This is a genomic window from Curtobacterium sp. VKM Ac-1395, assembly GCF_015350975.1.
Taxonomy (GTDB): domain Bacteria; phylum Actinomycetota; class Actinomycetes; order Actinomycetales; family Microbacteriaceae; genus Curtobacterium.
Map to the genome: position 1 here is coordinate 148,880 of NZ_JADKRX010000006.1, position 22,905 is coordinate 171,784.

The following is a 22,905-nucleotide window of genomic DNA, read 5'->3' on the forward strand; positions in this document are numbered from 1 at the left end:
TCATGAAGGACACACGCAAGCAGAGAGATGAGCAGCCAGTGAAACGAAGTGGTCTTCTGGTGGGCATGGCCCTGGTCATCGGACTGACGGGATGCGCAACGGACACTCATCTCCCGTCTGATCCAGAGGAGCGCATCCTGCTCTTCAAAGCTCAGGCACAAGAGGCCGAGAGCGCGGCCGCGCGCCTGATCCCGACAGGCGCACGGGGAGAGGTCAAGCAGATACCCGAAGGGACGGTGCTCGCTTGCTCTGGTGGCCGACAGTGGTCAGGGAACACGAGGATCACGCTGACGGACCCGAACGCGGGGCCCTCAGTTCTGCGCGACCTGTCCAGCGATGCTGCGGAGCAGGGTTTCCTGGTCGCCCGCAGTACCACCGCAGACGGCGCACCCCGGATCCGACTTGTCGACGACAACGGCACCACGCTCCTGGCAACGGTGTGGGTGGACGGGAAGTCCATCGACGTCGACTCGTTCTCGAAGTGCTTCCCCCTCCCTGCCGACTTCATCCCCCACGGCTCGTACTAGCCGCGCGCAGGTTCGTTCTGACACCGCTGTGATGCCCCGGGCGACGTCAGAACGTCCCGAGACCTCGAGCACCATCCTCCGATCGGAGGACCCCACCCCGCCCGCCCCACCGATCCGCCGACCGCCTCCTCCGATCAGGCTGGTCTCATGCCCGAGTCCCCCGCCATCGAGGTCCACCACCTCGCGAAGCAGTACCCCACCGGCAGACGCGCCGTTGACGACGTCTCCTTCACGATCGAGCGCGGCGAGACCTTCGCCCTCCTCGGCCCCAACGGCGCCGGCAAGTCCACGACGGTCGAGATCCTCGAGGGCCACCGCTCCCGCACCGGCGGCGACGTCCGCGTCCTCGGCCACGACCCCGCGAACACGAGCCGCAGCCACAACGCCCGCATCGGCATCGTGCTGCAGTCGAGCGCGGAATCGCCGAACGTCACGGTCGCCGAGCAGCTGAACCACTTCGCCAAGCTCTACCCGAAGCACCGCACCACGGACGAGCTCCTGCACGCGACAGGGCTCGAGACGCACCGCAACGTCCGCCTGAGCAAGTTGTCCGGCGGACAGCGTCGCCGCGTCGACGTCGCGCTGGGGATCATCGGCCGCCCCGAGGTCCTCTTCCTCGACGAGCCGACGACCGGCTTCGACCCCGAGGCCCGTCGCCAGTTCTGGGACCTCCTCCGACAGGTCCAGCACGAGGGCACGACCATCCTCCTGACGACGCACTACCTCGACGAGGCCGCCCACCTGGCCGATCGGGCGGCGGTGATCGTCGACGGCCGGCTGCTCGACATCGCGCCGATCGACGAGCTCGGGGGTCGGGCAGCCCGGCAACCTCGAGTGATCTGGCGGGATCCCGACGGTCAACGACACGAAGAACGAACCACCGACCCGACCACGCTGATCCGCAGCAACACGGACCCGATGCACGACCTCGAAGTCATCCGCCCGTCCCTCGAGGACGTCTACCTGGAGATGGTGGGACACGCATGAACCCGGCAACCGTGGGCATCGCCCGCATCAGCTACGAGCTCCGCTCCTACTTCCGGGCGCCCGAGTCCGTCTTCTTCACGTTCCTGTTCCCGATCATCATGCTGGCGCTGTTCTCCGTCGCGTTCAGCAGCGCCGCCGACATCCAGGCCGGCCCGGGCACGAGCGTCGACTACGCCACGTACTACCTCCCCGGTCTCGTCGCGACCGGCATCCTCCTGTCGGGCACCCAGGCGCTGGGAGTCGACATCGCCACCGAGCGCAGCGACGGCACCCTGAAGCGCCTCGGCGGCACCCCCCTCCCCGTCCTGAGCTACTTCGTCGGCAAGATCGGCATGGTCCTGGTGACCACGTTCGTCCAGACGGCGATCCTGCTCGCCGTGGCGAGCCTCCTGTTCGGTGTCGACCTGCCGACAGACGCGAGCCGGTGGGGCGTCTTCGCCGGCGTCCTCCTCCTCAGCATCGCCACCAGCTGTGTCCTCGGCATCGCGATCTCCGCCCTCCCCCGTGAAGGTCGCCGTGCCACCGCCACCATCGTCCCGGTGGTCCTGGTCCTGCAGTTCATCTCCGGCGTCTACCTCCCCTTCACCCAACTTCCCGCCTGGTTGCAGGATGTGGCGTCCGTCTTCCCCCTCCGGTGGATGGCGTCCGGCATGCGGTCGGTCTTCCTGCCGCAGGCGTTCGAGTCCGGTGAGCCGGGAGGCTCGTGGCAGCTCGGCCTGGGCGCCCTGGTGCTGGTCGGGTGGCTGGTCCTGGGCACGGTGGCCTGCGTGGTCACCTTCCGGTGGAACCGCAAGGACGCCTGATGCCCCGGCAGGTCCGGCCTGTGGACAACTGCCTGCGGCCCGCTGAAGGGTGGGATGCTGTCGGCATGGACACGGTCACGGAGCGCGAGGACACCTGGGTACGGAACCGGTGGCTGCACGCCTTCTTCGCTGCGACCATGTCCCTGACCGCGGTGATCGCGGTGTTCGGCTGGTCCCCCTGGTCGACCCGGTGGCCGGCGTTCGCGATGATCGTCGTGCTGGTCGTCGCCTACGCGGCCTACGGGCACCGGGGCTACGACAGTCATCGACCGGCAGCGGCGTTCCTGCCGTTGGTGGTCCTCGCTGCTGCCGTGCTGCCGGCAGTGGCACCGAGTACGGCCTTCGTGCAGTGCATCCTCTTCCCGCTCGTGTGGTGCCAGTCGCAACGCATCCGCACCGGCGTCGTGCTCTCCGTCGCCGTCGGCGTCGCGAGCGGCATCGGCCTGCAGGTCAGCGGCGGCCCGGACGAGATCGTGAGCACCCTGCTCATCGAGGGCATCAGCGTCGTGGGCGCGTCCGCGATGGGCGTCTGGATCTCGAGCATCGCCGGCCTGTCGGAGTCACGCCGCGCCCTGCTCGACGAGCTCCGAGCGACGCAGACATCCCTCGCCGAGGCGAACCGCGCCGCCGGCATCGCCAGCGAACGGGAACGTCTCGCCCGCGAGATCCACGACACCGTCGCGCAGAACCTCGCCGGCATCGTCATGCTGACCGAACGCGCCCGCCGTGACCTCGCCGACGACCACACCGGTGCGCTCGACGAACGCCTGACGGTCCTCGAGGAGTCAGCCCGAGCAGCCCTCGAAGAGTCACGCGTCCTCGTCGCCGCCGGAGCCGCTGGAGCGTCCCACGACAGCCTCGCCGGCGCCCTGCACCGCCTCGGCGAACGGCACACCCGCGAGACCGGCACACCGGTGACCGTCGACGCGGCGGACCGCCCGCTGGACCGCGACGCGCAGGTGGTCCTGTTGCGTGTCGCCCAGGAGGCCCTGGCCAACGTCCGTGCGCACGCCAACGCTGCCTCGGTGCGCGTCGCACTGCATCACGCGCCCGAGCAGACCGTCCTGCGGATCCAGGACGACGGCGTCGGCTTCGCCACAGCCGTCCGGAGCGTCGGCCGCGGACTCGCCGGGCTCCGCGAACGGCTCGCCCTCGCTGGCGGGACCTGCGTCGTGACCAGCGCTCCGGGCGACGGCACCACCGTGACGGCCACGCTGCCCACGGTGACCACCGCCGGACCGGTCCTCCCGGACCAGGCGACGCCGAACCTCCCGGCAGTCGCGCGACCCGTGGCGGAGGTGGCCCGGTGATCCGCGTCGTCGTGGCGGACGACCATCCCATCGTGCGGGCCGGCATCGTCGCGCTGCTGCAGTCCGCGCCGGACGTCGACGTCGTCGGCCAGGCGTCCGACGGCGAGGCAGCGGTGTCGATCGTCCGCGCCGAACGCCCCGACGTCGTGCTCATGGACCTCCGCATGCCGCTCCTCGACGGCGACGCGGCGACCGCGCAGATCGTGGCTGCGCAGCCCGACGTCCGTGTGCTCATCCTCACGACGTACGAGTCCGACGACCAGATCCTCGCCGCGATCGAGGCCGGCGCCACGGGCTACCTGCTCAAGGCCGCTCCCGAGTCGGAGATCCTCGCCGGCGTACGGGCGACAGCCCGAGGCGAGACCGCGCTCGCTCCCTCAGCGGCCGCGGCCCTCGTGCGTCGCGCGACCGGAGGGACGCCGGCCGGGCCGAACCTCACTCCGCGGGAACTCGAGGTCATGCGGCTCGTCGCGCAGGGGAACAGCAACCCTGCGATCGGCAGGGCCCTGTTCCTCAGCGAGACGACCGTGAAGACGCACCTCGGCCACGTGTTCGAGAAGCTCGGCGTGAACGACCGCACGCGTGCCGTGACCCGCGCGATGGAGCTCCACCTCCTACCCTGATCGCGGAGCGCTATATATCACACTCCGGCTGTTATACGGTCGAAGCGTGAACAACCAAGTCACTGCCGCCTGGGTCGGCGTCATCATCACCCTCGTGATCTCGATCTGGAGCATCACCGTCGCACGACGCGCCGAACGCACCGCGAGGACGGAGCGAAGCGTTCGCGAGGCCGCCAAGGTCAGCGCCTGGATCTCACCACCACCTGGTCGGTCTCCGCGCCGGAGGACGACTCCCAGAAGAGCAACATCCTGGTCATCCGGAACTCGTCCGATGCGGTCATCCACGACGTGGAGGCCACGGCGCTGATGAACAAGCGAGAAGCGACGTTCTCTGCTGCGGTGTGCCCGCCAGGAGAGTCCTTCGCGACCTGGAAGCCGGGCGGGCGCTTCGCGTGGGAGCTCCTCGCGTCGTGCAGTGAACTGGCCACCGGGAACCGGGGATCCCGAGCGTTCACGAAGAGCCCGAACTGGAGGCTCGTCTCCCTCCGGTTCACCGATGCCTTCGGGGCACGCTGGGAGTACCGATCGGGCGAGGGCGTCACGCTCGTGCGGTGACCGTCACCAGGTGAGGACGAACCGGCCTCGGGTCCCGCCGGCCTCGAGCCGTTCGTGCGCCTCGCGGGCGCTCGTCGCCGGCAGCACCTCGGCGATGCGCGGCGTGATCGTGCCGCCCTCCACGCCGTGGCGCAGTCGCTCGAGCTTGTCGAACGACCGGTACTCCTTCCCGACGAGCGCCCGCTCGAACCGGACGCCCTCGGCGCCGTTCCCCTCCCAGCCCCGCACGTCGATGAACACGCCGCCCTGGCGCAGTGCCGGGACGACGACGTCACGCTGGACTGCACAGTCGGCGACGGCGTCGACACCCTCGGGCACGATGCGTCGGACAACCTCCGCGAAGGACTCGCCGCGCGGGACGATGTGGTCCAACCCGAGGGACCGCACGAGGGTCTCGTCCTTCTCGGCAGCGTCAGCGATCACCGTGATGCCCTCGGACGTCGCGAGCTGCACGAGGTAGTTGCCGAGCAGGCCGGCTGCGCCGGTGACAGCGAGGGTGTCGCCCCGGGAGAGCCCCGCCAGCTCGAGGACCTGGATGGCGGTGAGCCCGTTCATCGGGATCGTGGACGCCAGCTCCACCGAGGTCCCGCGCGGGATCCGCGTGAAGGACCCGACCGGGGCGACGAGCTCCTCGACGTAGGCCCCGCCGTGGGCGGTCAGGGGCAGTGCGATCGCCATGACCTCGTCCCCGACGGCCCACCCGTCGACATCCGGGCCGACCTCGTCGATCACCCCGGCAGCGTCCATGCCCGGCACGTAGGGAGCGGACGCATGCGAGCTGTCTCGCTGACCCGCGCGCACGCCCGTGTCCGTGGGGTTGACGGCGAACGCTCCGACCCGGATGCGGACGGACCCGGCACCGGCGTGCGGCTCCTGGACCTCGTGGACGGCGAGGGCCTCGGGCCCTCCGAACTGCTCTACTCCGACGACCTTCACCCGTCCGGTCTACCGGCCTCGACGACGCAGCGTTCTCAGGCGTCGGACCCCGAGCGAGCAGGACCAGGGCCAGGGCCAGGGCCAGGGCCAGGGCCAGGACCAAGACCGGCCCCGGTGGGCACGACCGCCCGTCGCATCTCGACCGAGTCACCAGGAGCGAACCCGATCGGCCGTCGACGCCCCGTCCGCACGAACCCGTGCCGCTCGTAGAACGCTCGCGCCCGCGCGCCCGCCGGGTTCTCGTCCACCCACAGCGCGATCGTGTCGCCACGTCCCCGAGCCCAGGCCAGGACCTCCGCGAGCAGCACCTCGGCCACACCGTTTGCGCGGCCGCGGAACTCCGGCACGACCCACACACCGGTCAGCAGCAGTCCGCCCTGCTGCTGCGCGCTCATCATCCCGATCCACCGCCCACTGACATCGTCGATCGCGACCAAGCTCGTCGCGTCGGTCGCGTGCCCTCGTCGAGCACGCATCCGCCAGTCGTCCTCGGACATCGCCGTCGTGGTCTCGAGGCTGGCACCGTACGACACCGGGTTGTCCGTCGCGTTCTCGATCCGCGCGGCCCGCACCGCGGGCCAGTCGTCCTCGGTGGTCACGCGGACGGAGAACCGCGCTCCTGGAAGCCCCGAGCGGTCCAGCACCGAGACGAGCTCCTGCTGCAGGGCACCGGGCTGAGCAGTGCCATGCGGCGAACTGACGGGTGCGCCGAACGCAACGGCGGCCGCAGACCGCATCACCACGTCGAGCGCGCTGCGGGTGGTGGGCAGTGGAACGTCGGCAAGGTCCGCCGAGAGCGCCGCCCAGGAACCGGGACCGCCCTCCGAGCGCACGCTCGAGAGCAACCCGCCGATCGTCTGCATCACCCCATCGTGCCAGGATCCACCGGACGGGAGGCGCGGGACCTGCCCGCCCCGCACCTCCCGCCCGACAGGACAGCCGGACAGCAGGACGCCTGCCTGCGCCTGCGACCCGACTGGACAGGAGGACGCCTGCCTGCGCCTCCTGCCCGACCCGACGAGCAGCGCTGCCATCGCCACCCGTCCGTTCTCGACACCGACCGATCAGCGGATGCGGAACACCCGCGCCGTCGGTGTGACGCCCCCGTTGTCGACGTGGAGCACCCCGTCCTCCCACGTCGCCGTCCACGGCCCCGCCTCCCGCGGGAACAGCGGCTCCACGGACACGTCCCGCCCCCGGAGTGCCGGCACCGGCAGCGACACCGAGTCCGACGCCCCGGGCAGCGACCACACCGACAGGAACAGGTCGCCCCCGGGGACGGCGAGCCCCAGGGCGATCCAGGTGTCCTCCCACGCCGGCAGCCCGAGCGGCCACACGGGGACGGTCGTCGGCAGCACCTCGAGCACCGTCCGGTGGGCCGCGATCGCCGCTCCCACGACCTCGAGCTGCGCCGGCGACATCGTGTTGAGGTACCCGGACAGGTACATCCGCCCGAGCACGCCGTTCACGAGCGACAGCACGAAGCGCTCATCGCTCATGTCGACCGCGGGGTAGGCCCAGTTTCCTGCCTGTTCCGGCAGCATCGCGGCGGGTGCAGCAGCGGCGATCGAGGCGTACAGCACCGGGTCCTGCTGGTCCGACGTGGACTGCATGTGCAGCCGCGAGAGCATGGCCTGGTCGGCCCGCATCGCCCCGGAGGCGCAGTTCTCGATGAGCAGCGACGGGTGCCGCTCCTGCACGGCGTCGATCCAGTCGAGCAGCGCCCGCTGGTGCTCGAGCATGCCGGGGAACGAGCCGGTCATCGTGTTGTCGTCCATCTTGATGAAGGTCACGCCGAGCGACCCGACCAACCGGTCAACGACCGCCTCGAGGTGCGCGCGGGCCTCCGGCGAGCGCAGGTCGAGCAGGTGTCGCCCGTGCTCTGCGACCCGCACCCCGTGGTGCTGCACGAACGCGCGGTCCGGCAGGGTCGACGCCAGCGGCGAGTGGATGCCGATGACCTCCGGCTCGAGCCAGAGCCCGGCCTGCATGCCCCGGTCGCGGATGTGGTCGATGACGAGCGAGAGCCCGCCCGGGAAGCGCGAGACAGCCGGCTCCCACGCGCCGACGGTGTCCCACCAGTGCCCCTCCGCGTACCAGCCGGCGTCGATGCAGAACAGGTCGGCCCCGGCGTCGGCGGCCGCGTCGATCAATGGGAGGAGCTTCGCCGTGGTCGGGTCCCCCATCAGGGTGTTCATGTAGTCGTTGAACACGAGCGGCATCGCGAGGTCGGCCGGTCGGAGGTTGCGCGTCGCCCGTCGTTGCCTGGTGAGCACCGCGAAGGCCTCGTCCACGGTGCCGGCGATCCCGACGGACACGGGCACCGAGGTGAACGGACGGTCCCTCGTCACCTCGGTCGTCCACTGGTGGTCCTGGTCCGTCGGTCCGCTGAGCAGCACGTACGCGTGGTGTCGCGTCTCCCCCAGCTCGTACAGCCACGGCCCGTTGTGCTCGACCTGCCAGGCGAGGCCGTACGACGGTGCCAGGAGCACGCCGATCGGCAGCGCCTCGCCCGTCGACCACGATCCCCGGTTCTGCACGACCGCCCGGCTCCGCGGCGGCTGGTGCTGGACGTCGCGGTCGATCCGCGCCAACCCGATGTCCCGCAGGGGGTCGGTGCGCCAGCGGCTCTCGGCCACCCAGTCGTTGTCGGCGTGCGCGAGCGCGAGCTCGTCGACGGTCGCGCCGGAGTCCGTCAGGAACGCGCCGGTCGCGAACGAGGACACGAAGTCCACGACGTGCTCGCCGTGCTCCGCCGACACTTCGGTCCAGGTCCGGAACGCGGGCACGTCGGCGTGCGCCCGGAAGACCGATTCGACCTGGAGGCCCGTGGTTGCGTCCGACTGGAGGATGCGGAACTCATGATCGGTCCCCTCCTCGGACGCCCGGTGCGACACCGGGCGCAGGCGCGCCCCGATCGTGGAGTCGACGTGCCGGAAACCGCCGGGGAACCGACCGTGCCCGATGGTCGTCAGCTCGACGAGCGGCTGCGGGTCGTCCGGCCCGTCGGCGAGGACGCCGGAAGCGAAGACGCTGGAAGCGAAGACGCCGGAAGCGAGGACGCCGCCCGCGCGGGTCCCACCGGCGGCGAGCGAGCCGAGCGCCGCGGGCACGAGCGACACCAGCGCCGCGGGCACGAGCGACACCAGCGCCGCGGGCCCGTCGCTCCCGATCCGGAACCGGGCGGAGAAGCCCGGCGTGACCCAGTCGACGAACGTCGACCCGTCGCTCATCGTGCTCCCACCGGTGCCGGCCGGCTCGGGACCCACGCGCCGACGGTGTGGTCGTAGCACGTGGTGTTGTCGATCGTCGACCGGTCGAGCGCCGGACCCGCCGTGACCCGCCGTTCCCCACGCTCGGGGTCCGGTGCCGCGTCGGCCAGCAGCCGGGTGTAGTCGTGGTGCGGGTCGAGGATCACCGCGTCCGAGGGCCCTCGTTCGACGACCCGGCCGCGGTAGAGCACCAGGATCTCGTCCGAGAAGTGTCGTGCGGTCGCCAGGTCGTGCGTGATGTAGAGCACGGCGAGGTGGTCCTCCCGCTGCAGGCGCCCGAGCAGGTTGAGGACGCTGAGCCGGATCGACACGTCGAGCATCGACACGGGCTCGTCGGCGATGAGCACCTGCGCACCCGGGGCGAGTGCTCGGGCGATCGCGACGCGCTGCCGCTGACCACCGGAGAGCTCGTGCGGTCGGCGGGAGGCGAAGTCCTCGTCGAGGTTCACCCGCCCGAGCAGCTCCCGCACCCGGTCCGTGGTCTCCTCGGCGCCGCGGGCCCGGTGGTGCAGCTGCAGCGGCCGGGCGATGTGGTGCTCGATCGAGTGGAACGGGTTGAGCGAGGCGAAGGGGTCCTGGAACACCATCTGCACGTGTCGGCGGTACATGCTGCCGACGACGGGGGTGCCGTCCTCCAGGCGGACGTCGATCGACCCGTGGGTGACCGACTCGAGCTTGGCGAGCATCCGCGCGATGGTGGACTTGCCGGACCCGGACTCCCCGACGAGGGCGACGGTGCGGCCGGGGAGCAGCTCGAACGACACGTCGTCGACGGCCCGCAGCGTGGTGCGCCGGAGGCCCTTGCGGGTGTGGAAGTCCTTGCCGAGGTGGCTGACGGTCACACTGGTCATCGGTCCGTCTCCTGTGCTGCCTGCACCAGGACGGCCCTGGTGTCGGTCTGGGGTTCGACGCCGTCCTCGACCCCGCTGCGGATGAACGCGCCACGCGCACCCGACAGACTCGGGAACGACCGCAGCAGACGCCGCGTGTACGGGTGCTTCGCGTCGTGCTGGATCACCGAGGCCGGCTCGCACTCGACGACCTCGCCGCGGAGCATGATCGCGATCCGGTCGCTGATCTCCAGCAGGAGCGGCAGGTCGTGCGTGATGAACACGACCGCGAACCCGAGCTCGTCGCGCAGGCGGACGATCTCCCGCAGGATCTCCCGCTGCACGACGACGTCGAGCGCCGTCGTGGGTTCGTCCATGATCATGATCTGCGGCTCGAGCAGCATCGCCATCGCGATCATCACGCGCTGCCGCATGCCGCCGGAGAGCTCGTGCGGGTACGCCGTGATGCGCGACGGGTCGACGCCGACCCGGCGCAGGGCGTCCTCCGCGATCGCCCGTCGCTCCCTGCGGGACAGCCCCTTGCGGTGTTCGACGAGGGCGTCGTCGAGCTGGGCGCGGATCGTGGTGACCGGGTTGAGCGCGTTCATCGCCCCCTGGAACACCATCGACAGCTTCGACCACCGCACGGCACGGAGCGCTTCGTGGCCGAGGCCGAGCAGGTCCACGTCGGAGCCGTCCCGGTCGTGGAACGTGATGCTGCCGGAGGTGACCTTCGCCGGCGGTCGGTGCAACCGCGTGATCGCATAGGCCAGGGTGGTCTTCCCGCACCCGGACTCCCCCGCGAGTCCGAGGATCTCGCCGGGTGCCAGGGTGAGCGACACGTCCTTCACCGCGTGGACGGGGTGTTCGGTCTCGTAGACGACGTCGAGGTGCTCGATCGTCAGGACTGCGGTGGCGCTCATCGGGCGGCCCCCTTCGTGTCGTGGGCTGCGGGGGCGACGCGGGGCGAGCCTCCCGACCGGGCAGCGCGCTTGGCGCGACGGTCACGGCGACGCTGGGCGCGCACGTTGCCGAGCCGGGGGTTGATGACCTCGTCGATCGAGAAGTTCACCAACGAGAGCCCCATGCCGAGCAGTGCGATGAGCAGCCCCGGCGGGACGAACCACCACCACGCGCCGTTGGCGAGCGCGAACCCGTTCTGGGCGTAGAAGAGCATCGTGCCGAGCGTCGACGAGTTCGACGCCCCGAGCCCGAGGAAGGACAGTCCCGCCTCACCGAGGATCGCCGCGATCACCGCGAAGACGAACTGCGACGCCAGCACGGGCAGCAGGTTCGGCAGGATCTCGACCGCGATGACCCGCCAGGGCCGCTCCCCGGCGACCCGGGCGGCCGACACGTAGTCGCGGTTGCGGATCGACATCGTCTGCGCCCGGAGCACCCGGGCGGACCCGGCCCACGACGTGATCGCGAGGACGACGGCGATGGTCCAGAGCCCGCGGGCTTCCCGCGGGACGAGACCCGAGATGACGATGACGAGCGGCAGGCCCGGGATGACGAGGAAGACGTTGGAGAAGAGCGAGAACGCCTCGTCCATGATCCCGCCGAGGTACGCGCCGAGGATCCCGAAGAAGGCGGAGAGCACGGTGGCGAGCAGCCCGACGATGAGGCCGATCTGCAGGCTGCCCCGGGTGGCGAAGGCGAGCTGCGCGAGGACGTCCTGCCCGGTCTGCGTGGTGCCGAGGAGGTTCTCCGCGCTCGGGCCCTGCAGCCCGGAGTCGCGGATGGTGGTCGGGTCGCCGACGAGCAGCGGTCCGATGACGCCGAAGAGCACGACGCCGAGGACCAGCGCGATGCCGGCGACGAGCCACGGGGTGAGGGTCGGGAGGAAGCGACGGATGCCGCCCTTCGACGCCCGTCGGGTGGCGATCGACGTGGTGCTGTCGGCCTCCTCCGTGAGCGCGCCGATGGTGGGCTCGGTCTCCTGCTGGATGTTGGTCATGGTCGTCTCTCCCTAGCTCCGCGCCCGCGTCCGCGGGTCGATGAGCCCGTACAGCAGGTCGACGACGAGGTTCGCGCCGAGGACCGCCAGGGTGATGAACAGGAAGATCCCCTGCATGAGCGCGTAGTCGTTGTTCGTCACCGCGGAGAGGAGCTTCGACCCGATGCCCGGGTAGGAGAACACCTGCTCGGTGACGACGGAGCCGGACACGATGAACCCGAGGGAGATCGCGAACCCGGCGACGGAGGGCAGCACGGCGTTGCGTGCGGCGTAGTTCCGCAGGATCTTGCCGTCGGGCAGCCCCTTCGCCTGCGCGGTGGTGATGTAGTCCTCGGACAGCGTCGACACCATCATGTTGCGCATCCCGAGCAGCCATCCGCCGAGGGACGCGAGCACGATCGTCACCGCCGGCAGCACGCCGTACTTGATCGCCGAACCGATGAAGTCGCCGTTGAACCCGGGCGTCAGCACGACGTCGTAGCCGCCCTGGGCGGGGAACAGGTGCAGTCCGGTGGCGAAGAAGTACACCAGGATCAGCGCGAGCCAGAAGTACGGCACCGCGGCGAGCAGGGTGGTGGCGGGCACGAACGAGTCGAGCCAGGTCCCCGGTCGCCACCCGACGAAGGCGCCGAGGCCCACGCCGATGACGGCCGCGACGATCGTGGCGATCCCGACCAGGGCGATCGTCCAGGGCAGGGAGCTGCCGATGACCTCGGTCACGGGTGCCGGGAAGTAGCTGACGGACACCCCGAGGTCACCGCGGAACACGTTGACCAGGTAGTGGCCGTACTGGGACCAGAGCGGCTCCGAGGTGTCGCCACCGAGGAGCAGCTCGTACGCCTTCCGTGTCGCCGGGGTGACCTGCCCGCCGCGCTGCTGGAGCTTGGCGAGCAGGATGTCCACCGGGTTCCCGGGCAGCAGCCGCGGGATGATGAAGTTCAGCGTCAGTGCCGCCCAGAGGGCCACCACGTAGAAGCCGATCTTGCGCAGGAAGTACGTCATCGTCGAGTGCTCCTCGGTCGCGATGCCATCGTGGTCAGCCCTTGGCCGGCTTCAGCGCCTTGAAGACCTCGGCGTTGTCCGGGCTCGCCCAGACCGCCGGGAAGGCGTAGAGGTCGTCCTTCGTCGGCCATCCGGTGAACTTCGCCGAGTGGAACTCGCTCGTCGTGCCGCCGGTCATCACCGGGATGTAGGGCAGGTCCTCGACGATGTGCTGCTGGACGACGTCGAACTCCGGCTGCGTCTTCGCGGTGTCGGTCGGGTCGATCGTTGCGAGCTTCGCGAGGGCGGCGTCGACGTCGGGGTTGCTGTACCGCGAGATGTTCATCGGGGCCGCCTCACCGACCTTCGCGGTGTTCGCCGTCGTGAAGTAGTTGTTGTAGAGGTAGTACGGGTTCGACGCCGGCCCCTGGCCGAGCGAGTCGATCGCGAGCTCGAAGTCGCCCTTGGTCTTCTTGTCGGTCCACTCGTTCCAGGACGACTGCTGCGCCTTCAGCTCGATGCCGGCGGCCTTGAGCTGCTGGGTCATCGTGTCGATCGCGGTGATGTAGTCGGTCCAGCCGGTGACCACCTCGACGGTCAGGGACAGCTTCTGGCCGTCCTTGGCGTAGATGCCGTCGGAGCCCTTCGCCCAGCCGGCGCCCTCGAGGGCCTCCGCCGACGCGTCCTTGTCCGCGTTGTCCGGCATGACCGCCGGCGACACGTCCTTCGAGATCGTGTCCTCCTGCGTGCTGGTCAGCGCGAAGGTCGGCGAGATCTCGCTCGCGGTGTTCTCGAACGCCAGCGAGTTGAGCTGCTTGCGGTTGATGGCGTCCGCGATCGCGTGCCGCACGGCCGGGTCCGTCTGGGGTCCCTTGCAGCCGAGCGCCGTGTTCGAGCAGGTGAGCAGCGCCATCTGGTTCTGCGGGACCGTGATGCCGTCGTACCCGGGGTACTTCGCGGCGATGTCGGACATGCCGGGGACCGGGCCGGTCTGCCAGTCGATCGAGCCCTGCGACAGGGCGTCGGCGCCGGCGGTGTTGCCGGAGAGCGAGAGGTAGCGGATGGTCTTCACCTTCGGCGCCCCGCCCCAGTACTTCGCGTTCGCCTCCAGGGTGAACGCCTGCGGCTTGAACGTGCCGAGCGTGTACGGACCGGTGCCGACGGGCTTGCGCATCACGTCGGTGGTCGGGTCGATGTCCTTCCACAGGTGCTCGGGCACGATCCAGGTCTTGCCGAGCAGGTTCGGGCCGAGCACGAACGAGGGCTTCGCGAACGACACCACGACCGTGTCGTCCCCCTCGGCCTTCGCGGTGCCGTCGTACCCGATCGAGTTCAACGCCTTCTGCTTCTTGAGCATGTCGAGGGTGAAGACGACGTCCTTCGACGTGAAGGGCTTCCCGTCGCTCCAGGTCGCCCCGTCGCGGAGCGTGATGGTCAGCTGCGTGCCGTCCGCGTTCCACTCGTAGGACTTGCCGAGCAGCGGCTTCGGGTCGTTCGTGTTCACGTTCGTGATGAAGAACAGCGACTCGTAGATCGTCCCGACGCCACCGATGTTCGACGGCGACCACGGGTTGTAGTTGATCTGGTAGTCGCCGGACTGGCCGGTGTACGCGACCAGGGTCGAGGCGGCGTCGCCACTCGTGCTGGCGGAGCCACTGGAGCTGCAGCCACTCAGCGCGAGGCCGGCTGCCAGGAGAACGGCGCCGCCGATGGCGAGCCGCGAACGGGTTGGGTTGAACATCGTTGTCCTCTCGGTCTGCGTCATCGCAGGTCCACGTTGTGAGCGTGATTGTTACACGCATAAACTAAGTCGGTCAAGGGGTGGCATCGTGTGACCCTGGGAACCCTGAGGAGACGCAATGGAGCGGACGACACTCGACGGCACGTGGACGGTCGAGGCGGTGCGCGGTCCGGCAGCAGCCGACGCGGCCGCGACCCCGATCGAGGCGGTGGTCCCCGGCGTGGTCCACACCGACCTGCTGCGCGCCGGGTTGATCCCGGACCCGTTCGACGGCGACAACGAGGCCGCGACCCAGTGGATCGGCGACACCGTCTGGCGCTGGCGTCGCACCTTCGACTGGCACGCCCCGGCCGCCGAGCGCCACGACCTGGTCGCGGACGGCCTCGACACCCTCGCCACGATCGAGCTCAACGGCATCGTCGTCGCGACCACGGCCAACCAGCACCGGTCGTACCGCTTCCCCGTCGGGCACCTGCTCCGGGAGGGCACCAACGAACTCGTCGTGACCTTCGACGCCCCGGTCCCCGCGGCCGAGCGGCTGTCCGAGCTGCACGGCGGCGAACTCCCCCACGTCAACCACCACCCGTACAACGCGCTCCGCAAGAACGCGTCGAACTTCGGCTGGGACTGGGGCATCGACGTCGCGACGAGCGGCATCTGGAAGTCGATCGGCATCGAGTCCTGGAGCGGCGCCCGGATCGCGTCCGTCCGGCCGCTCGTGGACATCGACGGCACCGACGGCGTGCTCACCGCACACGTGGACGTCGAGCTCGCCGGGTCCGGCAGCCGCTTCACGCAGGCCATCGGCAGCGCGCCCGTCACCGCAGCAGGCGGTGCCGACACCACCGGACTGGAGGCACGGGTCACCCTGGCCCCGCACCGCGCGTCCGCAGGGTCCGCGGTCACCGGCACTGAGCCTCCCGTCGGTGCCGGAGCGGACGGTGTCAGTGCGGACGGTGGCGACACCGTGGTCGGATCGCGCCGCGTCGAGGACGGGTCGGCCACCGTCCGGCTCGTGGTGCCGGAGGTCGCCGTCTGGTGGCCGCGCGGCGAGGGCGACCAGCCGCTGTACGACGTCCGCGTCGAGGTCGGCGACGACGTCTGGACCGGCCGGGTCGGCTTCCGGACCGTCACCCTCGACAGCGCTGCCGACGCTGGCGGGGCACCGTTCCTGCTGCGCGTGAACGACCGGCCCGTGATGGTGCGCGGGGCGAACTGGATCCCGGACCACGCGTTCCTCACCGAGATGACCCGCGAGCGCTACCACCGGCGCATCGACGACGCGGTCGACGCGAACATGAACCTGCTCCGCATCTGGGGTGGCGGCATCTACGAGTCCGACGACCTGTACGACCGGTGCGACGAGCTCGGGGTCCTCGTCTGGCAGGACTTCCTCTTCGCCTGTGCCGCTTACGCCGAGGAGCCGTGGCTCCGCGACGAGGTCGAGCCCGAGGTCCGCGAGGCCGTCACCCGCCTCAGCCCGCACCCGTCCCTCGTGGTCTGGAACGGCAACAACGAGAACCTCGTCGCCTACGCGGAGTGGGGGTGGCGCGCCTCGCTCGTCGGTCGGACCTGGGGCAACGGCTACTACCGGGACCTGTTCCCGGCGCTCGTCGCCGAGCTCGACCCGACGCGTCCGTACACGCCGGGCAGTCCGTTCTCGTTCGACGAGTACCTGACGCCGAACGACGAGCGGAACGGCAGCGTCCACATCTGGGACGTCTGGAACCGCCTGGACTACCGCGCCTACGCCGACTGGCAGCCGCGCTTCGTGGCGGAGTTCGGGTTCCAGGGACCGCCGGCGTGGTCCACGTTGACGGCGGTCGTGCACGACGAGCCGCTCGACCCCGACGGCCACGAGATGCTGGTGCACCAGAAGGCCGACCAGGGCAACCGGAAGCTCGCGGACGGGATGCGGGGCCACCTGCCCGAGCCGGCCTCCATCGAGGACTGGCACTTCGCCGCGCAGCTGAACCAGGCGCACGCGATCCGGTTCGGCATGGAGTGGTTCCGGTCGCGCACCCCCGACAACACCGGGATGGTCGTCTGGCAGCTCAACGACGACTGGCCCGTCGTCTCGTGGGCGCTCGTCGACCACGCCGGTATCCGGAAGCCTGTCTGGTACGCCGTGCGACAGGCGTACCAGCCCGTGCTCGTGACGGTGCAGCCCGGGGCCTCCGCGTCGTCGGTGCTCGACGTCGTGGTCGTCAACGCGTCCGGCGCCGCGGTCGAGGGCCAGGTCGAGGTCGCCCGGATGTCGTTCGACGGCACCGTGCTCGCGTCGGGGTCCTTCCCGGTCACCGTCGGGGCCGCCGATGCCGCTCGTGTGGCCCTGCCGGCGTCGCTGGCGGTCCCCGGGGACCCGGCGTCGGAGGTGCTCGTCGTCACCGGGACACCCGGCCGGACCGTGTACGACTTCGCCGAGGTGATCGACCAGGCCCTCGAGTCGGCACCGTTCACCACCGCGGTGGAGCCGACGACGGACGGCGCCCGGGTGACCGTCACCGCGACGTCGTACGCGCGGGACGTGTCGCTGTTCCCGGACCGCGTCGATGCCGCGGCCCGCGTGGACGACGGGCTGGTGTCGCTGCTGCCGGGCGAATCCGTGACGTTCACCGTGACGGCGGCCCCCGGGATCGACACCGGGGCGCTCACGACGCGCGAGGTCCTCCGGCACGCGGGGTCCCTGCTGCGCTGACCCACGCGCCCGCTCCGCCCGGCCGACCTGGCCGGGCGGAGCGGGCAGCGCTCAGTCGAGCGCCGCGCACTCGAGCACGATCGCCGTCGCCGGCGCGAGCATCGGCAGCCGCACCCCGACGTCCTCGAGCACCGCGCCCGACAGCTCCACCCACCCGCGACCGACCCACGGCGGCGGCACCATGTCGAGTCCGCGCGGCACGCCGATGCCCGTCGCCGGGGCCACCCGGTAGCGCCGCGACCGGTCGAGACCCCGCAGCCGGACCGGCACCGCGAGCGACTGTGGGCCGGTCACGGTCCGGGCCACGCGGACGAGCGCCCGCGACCGGTCGACCGCCACCACCGAGGTCGCGTCGAGCCCGGGGTCCCCGAGGTCGAGGTGCCGCAGCCGTCCGGTGTGCAGCAGCGCCCGCGAGCGTCGGTACAGCGCCGTCCACGCGCGGAGCCGGTCCAGCTCCGGCGGGGACAGGCGCGTGACGTCCGTCTCGATGCCCGCGGAGCCGAACAGCGACACCGCCATCCGGAAGTCCAGGTCGAGGTGCCGACCGGTCGTGTGCGACACCTCGGGGCCGACGTGGCTGCCGATGAGCTCGAGCGGCAGGAGCGCCTCGGTCCACCGCTGGATGGCCAGCCGCTCCACCGCGTCGTTCGTGTCGGACGGCCACACGCGGTCGGTGTGCTCGAGGGCGCCGAGGTCGACCCGGGCTCCGCCGCTCGCACACGACTCGATCTCGAGCCACGGGTGGCGTCGGCGGAGGTCGTCCATGAGCGTGTACACGCCCCGGGTGTGTGCGTCGATGCCTGCACGTCCTGCGTGCACCGCGTGGACGACATCGCGGTTCGCGTCCCACTTGACGAACTCCACGTGGTGCCCACCGATGACCGCCGACATGCTCTCGAGCACGAAGGCGCGGGCTGCCGGGTTCGCCAGGTCGAGCACGTGCTGGTTCCGCCACGTCCGCACGTCGTCGTCGGGTCGCTGCAGGAGCCACTCCGGGTGCGCGGCGGCGAGCTCCGACGCGGGGCTCACCATCTCCGGCTCGAACCACAGCCCGAACTCCATCCCGAGCTCCCGCACCCGGTCGACGAGGGGGCGGAGCCCGTCGGGCCAGACGGCCGGGTCGACCTGCCAGTCGCCGAGCGACGTGGTGTCCGACCGGCGTCCGAGGAACCAGCCGTCGTCGAGCACGAACCGCTCGACGCCGATGTCCGCGGCCGTCTCGGCCAGGGCCACCAGCGGAGCGAGGTCCTGCTGGTAGTACACCGCCTCCCACGTGTTCAGCACGACGGGCCGCGGGCGTCGCGGGTGCCCGGGCCGCGCGCGGATCGAGCCGTGGAGCCGGGCCGACATGCCGTCGAGTCCCTCGTCGCTCCACACGAACACGGCGTCCGGGGTCGTGAACGTGTCGTCCTCCCCGAGCACGACCTCGCCCGCGCGGAGCAGTTCCCCGGCGCCGAGCAGTGGCCGCGCCTCGGCGAGCACGTCGTGGCGGTGCACGGAGTCCGCGCTCCACGCCAGGTGCACGGCCCAGACCTCCCCCGCGTCGTCCGAGAACCCGGGCGTCCCGAGCACCAGCAGCGTCGGCGCGTCGTGGCCCGTGCGCCCTCGGCGGCTCTCGCGCGCGTGGCTGCCATGTGTCAGGGTCCGCCGCTGCGGGGTGCGTTCCCGCGTCCAGCGCCCCGCCAGGTCGAGGACCTCCCCCGCCCGTTCCCCGACGGGCAGCACCGCCTCGAGCGCCTGGAGGTGCACCGCCGCCGCACCGTGGTTCGTCACGGCATGTCGGACCCGCAGGACCCCCGCGGCGTCGAGCGCGAACTCGCTCCGCAGCCGCAGTTCGGCGGAGACCGCGGTCACCGTGACGAGCCCCTCGTCCGACACCACGACGACGTCCTGCCACCGCGGGACGAGCGGCAGCCCGTCGACGTGTCCGGCGATCCCCGGTCGCCCTTCCCAGCCGTCCCGTTCCGTCGGCAGGACCGTCAGCGGCCAGGGCGCGTCGAAGGCACTCGGTGAGACGGGTCGCCCCACCGCCAACAGGAGCTCGTCCGTGTCGATCGTCCCGACCGGTCCGACGTCGCGGCCCCAGTGCAGCACCTCCGGCAGACCGTCCGGCGCCGCCACGAGCACGAGCGACACCCCGGCGGCGCGGAGCACGTGTGCCTGCCGGGCCTGGTCGGACGGTCGTGTCCGTGCGGCGTCCTGGTCGACGACGGTCACGCGTCCCGCTCCTCGCGGAGCACGCGGACGCGGCCTGCCGGCACCACGGTCTCCGGCCCGTGGCCGGAACCGTCGAGCAGGTCCACCCCGGACGCGCGCACCGTGACGGGCTCGGCCAGGTGGTTGACGAGGAACAGGAACGCGGAACCGTCGCGTCCGACGCGACGCACCGCCTCCAGTCCGGGAGGCCCGGTGACGGTCCGCGGGACCGCCCGCTCCGCCACCACCTGGTCCACCACCCGCTGGATGCTGCCGTCCGCGAGGGCCGCGGAGACGTACCAGGCACCGCCGCCGACGTCCCGGCGAGTGACCGCGGGGCGTCCGGTGAGCGGGCCGTCCGCGTAGCGGAGGACCACGTCGGCGTCCTCGGTGACGACGGCCTCGGCCCAGTCGGTGACGACCTCGCCGTCGTCGAGGGTCCAGCGTTCGTCGGGCTGCAGCGGCGTGAACTCCTCCGACCACGCGCCGAGCAGGTCGCGGAAGGCCCCGGGGTAGCCCCCCGTCCGGATTCGAGCGTGCTCGTCGGCCACGCCCGAGAGGTACGTGACGACGAGGGTCACGCCGCGCTCGGCGAGGTCCGCGACGCGGGCGACCGCTGCGTCGTCGACGATCAGCAGCGTCGGCAACACGACCACGTCGTACCCGGACAGGTCGGCCTCGAGCGGGACGACGTCGGTCAGCACCTGCCGGTCGAAGAACGCCCGGTGCCAGGCGCGGATTTCCCGCGATGCCCGCAGGCCTCGATGCGGCTTCAGCCCGGACTGCATCGCCCACCCGGACGGCTCGTCCACGACGATCGCGACCCGGGCGAGCTCCACGGTGGTGCCCCGTACCGGTGCGAGGGCGCGGAGCGCACGCCCGAGGGCCGTGACCTCGCGCCAGATGCGGGTCGCGGTGCCGGCGTGCGGGAGCATCGCGGAGTGGAACTGCTCAGCCCCGGCGGTGGAGGCACGCCACTGGAAGAACAGGGCTCCGTCGGACCCGCGAGCGACGTGCGCGAGCGAGTTCCGGAGGATCTCGCCCGGCTCCTTCGCCCGGTTCCGCTGCTGCCAGCTCGGGCTGCCAGTGGAGTGTTCCATGAGCAGCCACGGCGTGCGGCCGGTCGTGATCCCGCGCATCCGGTCGGCGGACGCGGCGAGGTCCTGCTCGCGACGAGGGTCGTCGACGAGCGTGTAGTGGTCGTTCGCGGGGATCGCCACGTGCTTCGCCCACTCGGCGTAGTCGACCGTCTGTGACCCGGCGCCGACCATGAAGTTCGTCGTCACGGGGACGCTCGAGTGGCGTTCGATCGTCGTCCTCTCCATGGTGAAGTGCGCGAGGAGCGAGTCCGACGAGAACCGTTCGGCGTCCAGGAACAGCCCCGGGTTCGGGGCCAGGTTGTGCCCGCCGTGCGGCAGCCCGATCTCCTCGAAGTCCGTGTACGTGTGCCCCCAGAAGGCCGTTCCCCACGCGGCGTTCACGGCGTCGACGTCGGCGTACCGCTCCCGGAGCCACCGGCGGAAGGCTGCCGTCGACGCGTCGCAGGCACACCGGGCGTTGCCACCGCCCAGCTCGTTGCTGACGTGCCAGAGCCGCACGGCGGGGTGCTGCCCGTACCGCTCGGCCACGGCGTCGACGATGCGGTGCGCGTGCTCGCGGAAGACCGGGGAGTCCGGGCACCAGCCGAGCCGCTCGCCCGGACGACGGACGACGTCGTCGCGGTCCACGGGCAGCACCTCGGGATGCGCCGCGAGGAGCCAGCTCGGCGGAGCGGCCGTCGGCGTCGCGAGGTCGACCGCGATGCCGTTGGAGTGCAGGAGGTCGAGCACGTCGTCGAGCCAGGCCCACGTGTACTCCCCCGGTGTCCGCTCGAGGAGTCCCCACGAGAACACCCCGACCGTCACGAGGTTGACCCCGGCCTCGCGCATCAGCCAGACGTCCTCGTCCCAGACCTCACGTGGCCACTGCTCGGGACTGTAGTCGCCGCCGAACGACAGACCGTCGGTCGGCCAGGGGACGGATGGGGCTTCGGACACGGCATCTCCTTCGATGGTGGGTCCGTTCCAGCCTCCCGTGCTGGTGCGCCTTTGTCAACGTGCGTAACTAACGCACTGAAGGCTCTGCTGCTCGTCTCCTGTGGATCGTCACTCGGCGAGCAGCCGGCGGATCGCGAGCACCGCCCCCGCCCGGGCCCACTCGGAGAACTCGAAGGGCTGCACCTCGACCGTCACCGGCTCCGTGTACGGCTCGAGCGCCCCGCGCAGCGCCTCGTCCACCGCGGACCGGGCGATGTCGTACACGGGCAGTCCGTCGCCGGTGAGCACGAGTGTCGAGGGGTCGGCGATGTGCACCACCGTCGCCAGGACCACGCCGAGCGCGCGGCCGGCATCCGCGAAGGCCGCGAGGGCTCGCTCGTCACCGGACCGCGCGCGTTCGACGACCTCGTCGTAGGTGGCATCCGTGTGCCCGGAGTTCCGCACGATCACCGGGCTCGGGAGGTAGCTCGATGCGCATCCGAGGTGTCCGAGCCCACAGTCGGGACCACCGCCCAGCACCGGCAGGTGTCCGATCCGCCCGAGGCGACCGTGCTCCCCCGTCGACACCTGCCCGTTGGCGATGAGTCCGAGTCCGAGGCCTTCCCCGACCGTGACGAGCGCCATCGACCGCCCACCCGTCGCCGCGCCCGCGCCGAACCAGTGCTCCTTCGCCGTGAGCGCGTGCACGTCGTTCGCCGTGAACGCCGCCAGGCCCGTCCGTTCCGTCACCATCCGCGCGAACGGCACGTCCGTCCACCCGAGGAACAGCGAGTGCGCGACGACGGGCTCGCCCCCGACCGTGCGGACGTCCCCGGGCAGGGACACGCCGATCGCACACATCGCGGGATGCGCCGTGCGGAGCCGCTCCTCGACGGCGCGGATCTGCTCGGCGACGTCCTCGGCACGGGTCGTCGGCATCGACTCCTCGTGCAGGGCGAGGACACGTCCGCCGAGGTCGGTGACGGCTGCGTAGAGCCGGTCCTTCGTGAGCTTGATCCCGAGGAACTCCCACTGCCCCGAGCTCGGGTGCAGGAGCTCCGACGGCCGACCAGTGGCTCCTCTGACATCCGTCCCGACTTCGACGACGAGCCCGTGCCCCACGAGGATGCGCATCGCCCGGGTGAGGCTGGCACGCGAGAGCCCGAGCGACCGAGCGATCTCCGCCCGTGACAGTTCCCCGTGGATGAGGATCTCCCGCAGGGCCAACCGGGATCCGTCCGGCAGGACCGGCCACGCATTCGTCATCGTTCCTCCGTCGTCGGCTGATCCTAATGCCGGCGACGCTCGCCATTGTTCCCGAGAGCGCAACGGCCCCGCCGAACGCAGAAAACCCCTGACCATGAATGGTCAGGGGTTCCCTGGTGTTGCAGAAGAAGTCCGGCGGCGTCCTACTCTCCCACAAGGTCCCCCTTGCAGTACCATCGGCGCTGAGAGGCTTAGCTTCCGGGTT

18 protein-coding genes and 1 rRNA gene are annotated in these 22,905 nt (G+C 71.0%); 7 read left to right on the plus strand and 12 right to left on the minus strand.

Going from position 1 to position 22,905, the window contains the following annotated elements:
- The first annotated feature begins 2 nt into the window (after positions 1–2).
- The 6 genes from ITJ68_RS16210 (at position 3) to ITJ68_RS16235 (ending at position 4,805) form a co-directional block, all read left to right on the plus strand.
- Positions 3–527, plus strand: a complete 525-nt coding sequence (locus tag ITJ68_RS16210) for a hypothetical protein (protein ID WP_194662736.1) — start codon at positions 3–5, stop codon at positions 525–527.
- A 147-nt stretch (positions 528–674) separates the two neighbouring features.
- Positions 675–1,514 carry an ABC transporter ATP-binding protein gene (locus ITJ68_RS16215; protein ID WP_194662739.1) on the plus strand — a complete coding sequence of 280 codons (840 nt, stop codon included), beginning with the start codon at positions 675–677 and terminating at the stop codon, positions 1,512–1,514.
- Positions 1,511–2,317 carry an ABC transporter permease gene (locus ITJ68_RS16220; protein ID WP_194662742.1) on the plus strand — a complete coding sequence of 269 codons (807 nt, stop codon included), beginning with the start codon at positions 1,511–1,513 and terminating at the stop codon, positions 2,315–2,317. Before ITJ68_RS16215 ends, ITJ68_RS16220 begins: the two co-directional genes overlap by 4 nt.
- A 65-nt stretch (positions 2,318–2,382) precedes the next feature.
- Positions 2,383–3,627, plus strand: a complete 1,245-nt coding sequence (locus ITJ68_RS19655; RefSeq protein ID WP_194662745.1) for a sensor histidine kinase — start codon at positions 2,383–2,385, stop codon at positions 3,625–3,627.
- Positions 3,624–4,250, plus strand: a complete 627-nt coding sequence (locus tag ITJ68_RS16230) for a response regulator transcription factor (protein ID WP_194662747.1) — start codon at positions 3,624–3,626, stop codon at positions 4,248–4,250. Before ITJ68_RS19655 ends, ITJ68_RS16230 begins: the two co-directional genes overlap by 4 nt.
- Positions 4,251–4,556: 306 nt before the next feature.
- The gene (locus ITJ68_RS16235; protein ID WP_194662749.1) at positions 4,557–4,805 is read left to right on the plus strand and encodes a hypothetical protein; all 249 of its coding nucleotides are present in this window, start codon (positions 4,557–4,559) and stop codon (positions 4,803–4,805) included.
- Between the two features lie 3 nt (positions 4,806–4,808).
- Here ITJ68_RS16235 and ITJ68_RS19660 read toward each other — a convergent pair whose 3' ends face one another.
- The 8 genes from ITJ68_RS19660 to ITJ68_RS16275 form a co-directional block, all read right to left on the minus strand.
- On the minus strand, positions 4,809–5,741 hold the full coding sequence (locus ITJ68_RS19660) for an NADP-dependent oxidoreductase (protein ID WP_194662751.1): 933 nt from the start codon (positions 5,739–5,741) through the stop codon (positions 4,809–4,811).
- A gap of 35 nt (positions 5,742–5,776) precedes the next feature.
- Positions 5,777–6,604 carry a GNAT family N-acetyltransferase gene (locus ITJ68_RS16245; protein ID WP_194662753.1) on the minus strand — a complete coding sequence of 276 codons (828 nt, stop codon included), beginning with the start codon at positions 6,602–6,604 and terminating at the stop codon, positions 5,777–5,779.
- Between the two features lie 201 nt (positions 6,605–6,805).
- A complete protein-coding gene (locus tag ITJ68_RS16250) occupies positions 6,806–9,010 on the minus strand; it encodes a glycoside hydrolase family 36 protein (RefSeq protein ID WP_194662756.1) in 2,205 nt (734 codons plus the stop codon).
- Positions 8,971–9,864 (minus strand): ABC transporter ATP-binding protein, encoded by an 894-nt coding sequence (locus tag ITJ68_RS16255; RefSeq protein ID WP_194662758.1) that lies wholly within the window; start codon positions 9,862–9,864, stop codon positions 8,971–8,973. The genes ITJ68_RS16250 and ITJ68_RS16255 overlap by 40 nt, the downstream gene beginning before the upstream one ends.
- Complete coding sequence (locus ITJ68_RS16260) at positions 9,861–10,766, minus strand: ABC transporter ATP-binding protein (protein WP_194662761.1); 906 nt, start codon at positions 10,764–10,766, stop codon at positions 9,861–9,863. The genes ITJ68_RS16255 and ITJ68_RS16260 overlap by 4 nt, the downstream gene beginning before the upstream one ends.
- Complete coding sequence (locus ITJ68_RS16265) at positions 10,763–11,803, minus strand: ABC transporter permease (protein ID WP_194662764.1); 1,041 nt, start codon at positions 11,801–11,803, stop codon at positions 10,763–10,765. Before ITJ68_RS16265 ends, ITJ68_RS16260 begins: the two co-directional genes overlap by 4 nt.
- A 12-nt stretch (positions 11,804–11,815) precedes the next feature.
- Positions 11,816–12,805, minus strand: a complete 990-nt coding sequence (locus tag ITJ68_RS16270; RefSeq protein ID WP_194662767.1) for an ABC transporter permease — start codon at positions 12,803–12,805, stop codon at positions 11,816–11,818.
- A 34-nt stretch (positions 12,806–12,839) separates the two neighbouring features.
- On the minus strand, positions 12,840–14,525 hold the full coding sequence (locus ITJ68_RS16275) for an ABC transporter substrate-binding protein (protein ID WP_194662769.1): 1,686 nt from the start codon (positions 14,523–14,525) through the stop codon (positions 12,840–12,842).
- Positions 14,526–14,643: 118 nt separating this feature from the next.
- Between ITJ68_RS16275 and ITJ68_RS16280 the strand changes: the two genes are divergently transcribed.
- Complete coding sequence (locus ITJ68_RS16280) at positions 14,644–17,223, plus strand: glycoside hydrolase family 2 protein (protein ID WP_194662771.1); 2,580 nt, start codon at positions 14,644–14,646, stop codon at positions 17,221–17,223.
- 51 nt (positions 17,224–17,274) lie between these two features.
- Here ITJ68_RS16280 and ITJ68_RS16285 read toward each other — a convergent pair whose 3' ends face one another.
- The 4 genes from ITJ68_RS16285 to rrf all read right to left on the minus strand — a co-directional run.
- Positions 17,275–19,440 carry an alpha-galactosidase gene (locus ITJ68_RS16285; RefSeq protein WP_323743350.1) on the minus strand — a complete coding sequence of 722 codons (2,166 nt, stop codon included), beginning with the start codon at positions 19,438–19,440 and terminating at the stop codon, positions 17,275–17,277.
- A complete protein-coding gene (locus ITJ68_RS16290; RefSeq protein WP_194662780.1) occupies positions 19,437–21,455 on the minus strand; it encodes a beta-galactosidase in 2,019 nt (672 codons plus the stop codon). Before ITJ68_RS16290 ends, ITJ68_RS16285 begins: the two co-directional genes overlap by 4 nt.
- A 108-nt stretch (positions 21,456–21,563) precedes the next feature.
- The gene (locus ITJ68_RS16295; RefSeq protein WP_194662782.1) at positions 21,564–22,700 is read right to left on the minus strand and encodes an ROK family transcriptional regulator; all 1,137 of its coding nucleotides are present in this window, start codon (positions 22,698–22,700) and stop codon (positions 21,564–21,566) included.
- 130 nt (positions 22,701–22,830) lie between these two features.
- Positions 22,831–22,905, minus strand: a 5S ribosomal RNA gene (gene rrf / locus ITJ68_RS16300); the annotation flags it as partial.

Coding starts and splice junctions, on each gene's coding strand:
- ITJ68_RS16235 (WP_194662749.1), top strand. CDS start 4,557: ATGAACAAGCGAGAAGCGACGTTCTCTGCTGCGGTGTGCCCGCCAGGA.
- ITJ68_RS16255 (WP_194662758.1), bottom strand. CDS start 9,864: ATGACCAGTGTGACCGTCAGCCACCTCGGCAAGGACTTCCACACCCGC.
- ITJ68_RS19655 (WP_194662745.1), top strand. CDS start 2,383: ATGGACACGGTCACGGAGCGCGAGGACACCTGGGTACGGAACCGGTGG.
- ITJ68_RS16245 (WP_194662753.1), bottom strand. CDS start 6,604: ATGCAGACGATCGGCGGGTTGCTCTCGAGCGTGCGCTCGGAGGGCGGT.
- ITJ68_RS16220 (WP_194662742.1), top strand. CDS start 1,511: ATGAACCCGGCAACCGTGGGCATCGCCCGCATCAGCTACGAGCTCCGC.
- ITJ68_RS16210 (WP_194662736.1), top strand. CDS start 3: ATGAAGGACACACGCAAGCAGAGAGATGAGCAGCCAGTGAAACGAAGT.
- ITJ68_RS16270 (WP_194662767.1), bottom strand. CDS start 12,805: ATGACGTACTTCCTGCGCAAGATCGGCTTCTACGTGGTGGCCCTCTGG.
- ITJ68_RS16260 (WP_194662761.1), bottom strand. CDS start 10,766: ATGAGCGCCACCGCAGTCCTGACGATCGAGCACCTCGACGTCGTCTAC.
- ITJ68_RS16265 (WP_194662764.1), bottom strand. CDS start 11,803: ATGACCAACATCCAGCAGGAGACCGAGCCCACCATCGGCGCGCTCACG.
- ITJ68_RS16275 (WP_194662769.1), bottom strand. CDS start 14,525: ATGTTCAACCCAACCCGTTCGCGGCTCGCCATCGGCGGCGCCGTTCTC.
- ITJ68_RS16295 (WP_194662782.1), bottom strand. CDS start 22,700: ATGACGAATGCGTGGCCGGTCCTGCCGGACGGATCCCGGTTGGCCCTG.
- ITJ68_RS16280 (WP_194662771.1), top strand. CDS start 14,644: ATGGAGCGGACGACACTCGACGGCACGTGGACGGTCGAGGCGGTGCGC.
- ITJ68_RS16215 (WP_194662739.1), top strand. CDS start 675: ATGCCCGAGTCCCCCGCCATCGAGGTCCACCACCTCGCGAAGCAGTAC.